The sequence below is a fragment of the Komagataeibacter melaceti genome (genome assembly GCF_003403295.1).
GTDB classification, from domain to species: domain Bacteria; phylum Pseudomonadota; class Alphaproteobacteria; order Acetobacterales; family Acetobacteraceae; genus Komagataeibacter; species Komagataeibacter melaceti.
Map to the genome: position 1 here is coordinate 1 of NZ_QUWV01000057.1, position 7,069 is coordinate 7,069.

At 55.7% G+C, this 7,069-nt stretch carries 7 protein-coding genes and 1 pseudogene; 3 read left to right on the plus strand and 5 right to left on the minus strand.

Annotated elements, in window-relative coordinates; translation table 11 throughout:
- A partial coding sequence (locus DY926_RS07660) for a phosphoadenosine phosphosulfate reductase domain-containing protein (protein ID WP_241503115.1) occupies positions 1-801 on the minus strand: 801 nt, incomplete at its 3' end.
- A 147-nt stretch (positions 802-948) separates the two neighbouring features.
- A complete protein-coding gene (locus DY926_RS07665) occupies positions 949-1,323 on the minus strand; it encodes a hypothetical protein (RefSeq protein WP_148707748.1) in 375 nt (124 codons plus the stop codon).
- A 327-nt stretch (positions 1,324-1,650) separates the two neighbouring features.
- On the opposite strand from DY926_RS07665, the gene DY926_RS07670 reads away from it, so the two are divergent.
- A complete protein-coding gene (locus tag DY926_RS07670) occupies positions 1,651-2,295 on the plus strand; it encodes a ParA family protein (RefSeq protein ID WP_116702833.1) in 645 nt (214 codons plus the stop codon).
- Positions 2,292-3,023 (plus strand): hypothetical protein, encoded by a 732-nt coding sequence (locus DY926_RS07675; RefSeq protein WP_116702834.1) that lies wholly within the window; start codon positions 2,292-2,294, stop codon positions 3,021-3,023. Before DY926_RS07670 ends, DY926_RS07675 begins: the two co-directional genes overlap by 4 nt.
- 15 nt (positions 3,024-3,038) lie before the next feature.
- Here the strand turns inward: DY926_RS07675 and DY926_RS07680 are convergent.
- A protein-coding gene (locus tag DY926_RS07680) for an IS5 family transposase (RefSeq protein WP_196778567.1) occupies positions 3,039-3,835 on the minus strand; the annotation gives its coding sequence in 2 pieces (ribosomal slippage) (positions 3,039-3,496 and positions 3,496-3,835; 798 coding nt in all).
- Positions 3,836-3,930: 95 nt separating this feature from the next.
- Here DY926_RS07680 and DY926_RS07685 point away from each other — a divergent pair.
- On the plus strand, positions 3,931-5,274 hold the full coding sequence (locus DY926_RS07685; protein ID WP_116702835.1) for an IS1182 family transposase: 1,344 nt from the start codon (positions 3,931-3,933) through the stop codon (positions 5,272-5,274).
- Between the two features lie 147 nt (positions 5,275-5,421).
- Here DY926_RS07685 and DY926_RS07690 read toward each other — a convergent pair.
- Both DY926_RS07690 and DY926_RS07695 read right to left on the minus strand, forming a co-directional pair.
- A pseudogene (locus DY926_RS07690) lies at positions 5,422-5,598 on the minus strand (IS3 family transposase); the annotation flags it as partial.
- Positions 5,599-5,600: 2 nt separating this feature from the next.
- On the minus strand, positions 5,601-6,524 hold the full coding sequence (locus tag DY926_RS07695) for a replication protein RepA (protein ID WP_083824321.1): 924 nt from the start codon (positions 6,522-6,524) through the stop codon (positions 5,601-5,603).
- Positions 6,525-7,069 lie beyond the last annotated feature (545 nt).

Below are 7,069 nucleotides of genomic sequence, written 5' to 3' on the forward strand. Positions count from 1 at the left end.
GCTCTCGCCGAAAGCCCCTGCGGGCAAGCACCAATGCCCGGTCAGCACCGGGCCTGCCCAGTCGGGCGACAGGGCCTGCCGGACCAGGTCGGGCTGTTGCAGGGCAGCGGGAAACGGGCGCCCCCGATCGGCAAGGGTGTTCAGGTCGATGTCGCGCCGTATCGTGCAGCCGAAGGCACGTTCATATGCGGCGAAGCGCGCGAAGCGGTCGGGGGCGATGAGGCGGAAGGTCGCGGCCTGGTCTGCCGACATGAAAATACAGCCAAGGCAGGACAGCCGGCCGAAGCCGATCCGGTATGGCAGGGCTGGCACGATGCGGTGCCGCCTGAGGCTGTCCCATACCATTGTTTCCGACCATCCATGAACCGGACGCCAGTGATCGACGAGACGGGGACGGCGCAGGCTGGCGCGGGTATCGGTACGATGCGGCTCGAATACCGCGTAGCGGGCGCGCCCGGGGCTTTCTTCCGCGCGCTCCCCGGTGATGAACAGGGTCCGGCGGCCGAGGAAGCGGTCCTGCCCGCGCAGCGCCATGGCGGCAACGTCAATCTTGGCGACACTGCTGCACCAGCGCACGGCGAGGTTGCCGCTGATCTGGGGAAAGCGCAGGCGTCGGCCCGGCCTCCCCTCCCCGCCCCTGTGCATGGTCCCGTCCGGGGTCTCGAAGCTGACCGGGGCGGTGGGCGTGCCGTCGCGGAGCATCTCGCGCTGTATGCCCCTGTCGCGCCATGACATGCAGCATGGCAGGTCAAAGGCGCGGGCGATCTGGCGGACATAGCCGGGGGTGGAGGGCCAGTCCATGAACCCCTCCCCCGTCCACGTCATGATGCCAGAGTTCGATGCTTTCCGGTCTGGCTCCCAGCTCCAGGGCTGCAAGCAGAGACGCCACGCTGTCTTTCCCGCCGCTCAGGGCCACGATGATATGGTCGTAGCCCCGCAGGTCTGGCGTCATGCCGCGAACCGGGCTACCGGGGTTCCGGTGCGGATGGCATCAGGGACCGTGCCACCCACCGAGCTGGCCCACAGGCGCAGGGGTTTGCTGTGCCGACCATCCCATGTGAGCGCCTCGCACTCCTTCAGCAGACCCGCCTGCTGGGCGTCACGATCGCGCTGGGCGCAGACGTTTTCGTTGCCGCCGGCCCAGCGTCGGCAGGGCTGACCAGGTTCGGCATCACAGCCGCGACAGGGCAGGGTGATGGCCGGGTCTCCTGCCATCCAGGTGACGCCACAGCGGGTGCAGGTAAGCGGAGCGGTCACGTTGGCCCAGCGCATCGGGGCAGGCGGGCGAGGGGAGGTTGCAGTGGGAATACGGTGTGGGCGCATGATGCCTTTCTCCATTTCTGGTTTTGACATCATCCGCGCGACCGGGCCGCGACGGCCGGGGCAAGGGCGCCGCCTGCGGCGGGATCGACGCGGCTACGCGGCGACCCACCCCTTGCGCCGGGCGGCGGGGGCTGGTGTCGATTTTACGACTTATTGACGTTTACGCCAACGTTGTGAAATAGCCTTTTGTAATCGAAAATTAGACATGTCTAATTTCCTTAACGAGAAAAAGTTCAGACTCACGGTTGCCGCAGACGATTGGTTCGATTAGACATGTCTAACAGTTTCTAACAGGGCTGATCTCCAACCCATTCTTTAGGAAACATTATGCCGAAAGTTATTCTCGTTTCATCGCCGAAGGGCGGAAGCGGCAAGTCTGTTATTGCTCGGCATCTGCTTGTGGCAGCAGCCCAAGAAGGGATGTCGGTAATTGGGGTTGATTATGATCGTCAGGGGACACTGGATAAATGGGCTCAGCGCCGAGAGCGCACTTTAGAGAGTTTTCCAAATTTTGCGCCTGTTAAGGTGATTCCAAGCACACTCCAAAATTGGCGCAGTGGCCTAAAGGCCGCTCAGTCTGCTGATCTTGTCGTCCTTGATACGCCCCCGAGCGTAGAAGATCATATGGCTGCGATAACTGGCCTAGCGCAAAGCGCTGATCTAGTAATTGTACCTTCGGTGTGTACGCAAGACGACGCTGATAGCGTCGCCCCGTGGAGTGCGGTTCTGAAAAACACAGGATGCAAGAGCGTCCTCGTACTCAATCGAGCAAATAGACGTACAAATTCTTTTGCAAAAATACGAGGACGGTTAATTAAAGTCGCTGATGTATGCCCAATTGAGCTTCCTCAACTTGAAGATGTTCACGTGCCAAGTGCTCAGGGGCTCACTCTGCTTGATTTCACGAAAAGCCGCGGTCAAGAAGCTTTCGAAGAACTTTGGGCATTTACTAAGCGGATAATCGAAAAATGACAAATAAACATCGTATGGGCAGATCAGCACTTAAGCAGATGCTGGATACAAGCCGCCCGGCCGAAATTATTGACAATCGGGCGACTGCTTTAACTTCTCATATAGTGGTAGAAAGTGACATCGTAGATGTTATTAGAGACATTTTTGATGGAACTTCCGTTATCACCGATGACGGGAAGATGTCTAAGCTTCTTTCTGTGCGAGCCGAAATTAATGAAAGTTGGGGGCAGGCTAGAGACGCGTTTTTATCTATTGGCCGTGCGCTCCTCGATCTAGAAAACGTCTTATCGAAATCAGAATATCTTAAGTTACGATCTGGGTCGGATAGATTGTTTCCCTTCTCTGATGCCACCGCGACACAGCTAAGGCAAATTGCACGTGCCGTGGAGACAGGGAAGATTCCGCTTGAAAAATGTCCTGGCAGTTATGGTACAGCATACCAAATAACACTGCTCAACGACTGGCAATTAAAGGTCGCAGAAGAAAGAGGACTGATTAGGCCGGATGTGACCAGAAGAGAGATAGCTGCGCTTAGGAAAGAATTGCCGACGCCCGAGCCGACATCTCAACGTCTAGATAAAGTATCTCTTACAGTCGAAAAACGAAGATTAACGCGTAAGGAAGGGAACTTGCTACAAGAATTATCCGCAGTTCGTCAACGGATATCTGAGTTAGATAACATTATTGACTCAATTCCGGATGGAAAAGTCGATACTCAATCTGGTTAAAACAACTAGGCCCTGTTAGCGCTTGATCCAGTCTGCTGCGGCGGCGATGTGGATGACCGCGAGGAAGGACGTTGCGGTTTTTTCGTATCTGGTCGCGACTGCACGCCACTCCTTGAGACGAGCCCAGAGGTTCTCGACCAGGTGCCGACACCGATAGGCCCATTTGGGACAGGCAACTGGCGCATCGCGTCGTTTTGCAGGAATGGCCGGTCGGGCTCCCATGTCCCATATCCGTTCACGGAAGGCATCCGATGCGTAGCCCTTGTCCGCCACCACCCACAAGGGAATGGCGGTAAGGCTATCGAGCATGGCGGGAGCCAATGGCAGTTCATGGGCCTGCCCAGGCGCCAGCGCAAAACCGATAGCTTTTCCGTGTCCGTCCGCGATCACGCAGACTTTTGTGCCATAGCCGCCCCGAGAGCGGCCAAGTGCTTCACGATGGTCTCGCTCTTCGAAAGAGCCCCCTTTTTTGGGGCTCCCGCCGCCTTGTGGTGAGCCCTGATATTTGTGCCATCCAGAAAAGTCATACCGAGCGCTACCCCCTGTTGCTCCTGAACCAGTGCGAGCAGGCGTTCCCATACACCCAGCTTCGCCCAGCGAATGAAAAGCTGGGCCGCCCGCCACCACGGACCCAGTTCAGCGGGGATACTCCGCCATTTCGCGCCATTCTCATGCCGCCAGAAGATCGCTGCTATCGTGCGCCGCAGATCATGGGGCGGCGTCTTGCCTCGTGGGCGAACCGCCTCAATCAGAGGTTTCCAGATCGCCCATGTCTCGTCCGTAAAAGTGCCTGTTCCGTCTCCTTCTTCCATCCCTATAATATGGGAAGAATTTCAAGATCTAACAGGCCCTAACAGCCTGTCGGGTTGGGGTACCCTGTGAAGGGGGAAGGCTGTAGAGTGTCGCGATGAGCCGCTTCATCCCGTTTGACCGATCCCAGCCGTATCTTCTGCCGCCTGATCTGACGTCGTGGCTTCCGGCTGACGATATGGTGCATTTCATTGTCGCAGCTGTTGAGCGGGTTCCGATGAGTGCGTTCTGCGTGCCAGTGCGCACGGGAGGCAAGGCGCAGTATCATCCGCGCCTGATGCTGGCCCTTCTGATCTTCAGCTATGCGAACGGGTTGTTTTCCTCACGCCGGATCGAGCGGGCGACATATCGCGACATCGGGGTACGCTTCGTGGCGGCGAACCTGCATCCGGATCATGATACGATTGCGACCTTCCGCCGGACGAACCGGACAGCCATTGAAGCTGCATTTGCGCAGGTCCTGCTTCTGGCGCGCGAGACGGGTCTGCTGCGTCTGGGTGTCGTATCGATTGACGGCACGAAAATTGATGCCGACGCTTCGAAATACCGTTCCCTGCGCTACGACCGGATCAGGGCACTGCGCGAACAGCTGGCGGTGGATATCGCGAAACTGATGGACCAGGCGGAGCACGCAGATGCCACAGACAGAGATCCGCAGGCCCTGCCAGAAGAGCTTGCCCGACGGGAAACACTGAAAGCGAAGCTGGACGAAGCCTGCGCCCGGCTGGAAGCAGATGCGAAAGCGCAGGCCAAGGCGGCGCGACCGGCATACGAGAAGAAGAAAGCCGCTTATGATGCGAAAACAGGGCGTCGTGGCAGGGCGCCGAAACCGCCGGATGATGAACCGCCACCCGACCGGCAGATCAGTCTGACCGATCCCGACAGCCGCCTCATGCGGCGTTCGGACGCCCACGAGTTCCGGCAGGCTTACAATGCCCAGGCCGTGGTCTGCGCCGAAGGCAGTCAGCTGATCGTGACAACCGACGTTGTCGCCACGTCAGCGGACGCGCCATCCTTTGCCAGCACCGTGCTGTCGATGGAAAACACGATCGGTCTCCCAAAGACAGTGCTCGCCGACACCGGTTACGCCAGCGGGCAGGCGGTCCGGGACCTGCGGAAAAAAGGCATCGATCCGCTGGTCGCCATCGGACGGCCCTGCGCCCGCAGGCCTTATGACTTCCGGCCACCTCCTGAAGACAGGGAACCGCGCCGGATCACCGAACCCTGGCGGCTTGCCATGAAGGACAGGCTGGAAACTACAGAAGCCGGAGATATTTACAGACTACGAAAACAGACCGTGGAGCCGGTCTTTGGAATTATCAAAAGCATCATGGGGTTCAGAAGATTCAGTCTGCGCAGCCTTGCAAAAGTCACGACCGAATGGACACTCGTCGCTCTCGCATACAACTGCAAAAGAATGGCACGGCTTCACGCAGCATAAGCCGGGTCAGCCTCGGCGTTATCAGCCGCAAAATGCCCAACCCGACAGGCTGCTAAGTCTCTGCCGGTAGCGCTCGGTCTGTTATCTGCTGGGCTGCGGTGTGGACTTGTGACGGTATTGTGCCGGTATGTGATCTCTTTTACGCGGCTTTGGCTCGAAAGCGAGGGGGCTGTTGTTGCCGAGATATGAATGGCGCCGTCGCGGATTGTAGAAACCGTTGATGTCTTGAAAGATGGCGGCTGTTGCCTGATGCCGTGGTGGCCAACTTTGTCTCCAAAGCATTTCGGTCTTCAGGCTCTTGAAAAAAGTCTCGACCACGGCGCTAATTATCGTCCGATCTTTCTTTCCGGAATTGGAGGAGGGGACGGATACAGAATCATCCCCTTCTTCTCGTCTATATGCACGCGAGCTTCAGGATAAACGGATAAAGCAATCTTAAACGGCGTAATAATATCTTTTTTAAAATAACGTAGCTCTTTGTATTCTGGCCCAAACTGGTTCTTTAATACCGACCATGTAAGTGTTAGCGGGTCATTCAACACGTGAAGCCGGTAAGCAAGCCATATGTATATATCTATAGCTTTGGATTTGTTAGATATTTGACGAATGGCAATTTCCCGTAGTGGCAGAGGATGTTCAATTAAGCTTTCATAAAAGCCCTCATCTAGCCTTACAGCTTCTCGCCAAAACGTAAGCTGGCTTCCGTCTTCCTGCTCAATAGGCATGATCGCATCACGTACGAATGCCCCGTTTGTGATAATCTCTGCACCCGCACTAGTCCGAGTGAAAGTCAAACGGCAACGACTAATTCGATTAGCTTGGTCGCGGACTGACGTATATGTCTTTCCACCGACAGAAACTCCCATGGCCTTCAGCCATGCGTTCATACTTGCGCCCAGCTCTACTTCGCGTGACCGTGTTCTTACTGCTTGGGTCTGAAGATAAAGGAGGATAAGTCGGGCCATTGCGCCGAAGGGAATCCCAACAGCGCGATCATTTTGATCGATCCCGCTTTCAACCAAAAGTCGTATTGAACCGCCTTCTCGTCGCCAAATAGGCTCCATGATTTTCTTATGAGGTAATGCGGCCATTGCAAATCCTGCATGGGCAATACCGATAGCCTGATCTTCGTCAGACATCACCTCATGGGCAGCATCAACGCACATACGCTGTGTTTTGCCCTCAAGAGCTGCAATTCTTCGCATCTCACTGATGCCAAACTTTTCGAGCAGGCTATGAATTTCTCCCATACGCAGACTTTCTCACGCCATCTTCCCAGGCGTCAATTTGGACTTTTCCCACAAGCTTACGATTTGGACTTTCTCCACGTGGGTTTGGACTTTTCCCACGAAGCTATTTGTTTTTATTAGAATTCTTATTAGTTATATGGGGGCAGAGTCCAAGGGATAACGCGATTCGCGAGGTTAAAGTCCAAGCCGCCGTGGACAAAATCCAGTGGAGAACTTACTCAGGCGTTAGTTGTTTCTGAGTGAAATTGTGTGGACAGAGTCCAAGCAAAATCCATTTGTGGATAAAGTCCAATTTTAAGTCATATTGAGCGTTGAGTATAGCCGTGGACAGAGTCCAATCTTATGTCATCGGTCAGAGATGGCTCTCATTGTTCGGACAGATTCTGAGCTTGAATAAGCTATACCCGGTTGATGTCACGCTGCCATCCTGATCGCCACGAGGTAGAGAAAGTCCCGTCGGAGCTGTCACGTTAACTGTAGTATGGTAGAGAGGAGTGATGAGCAAAGAGGTTGTGAGCTACAAAAGACATCGTTTTCCACGCGAA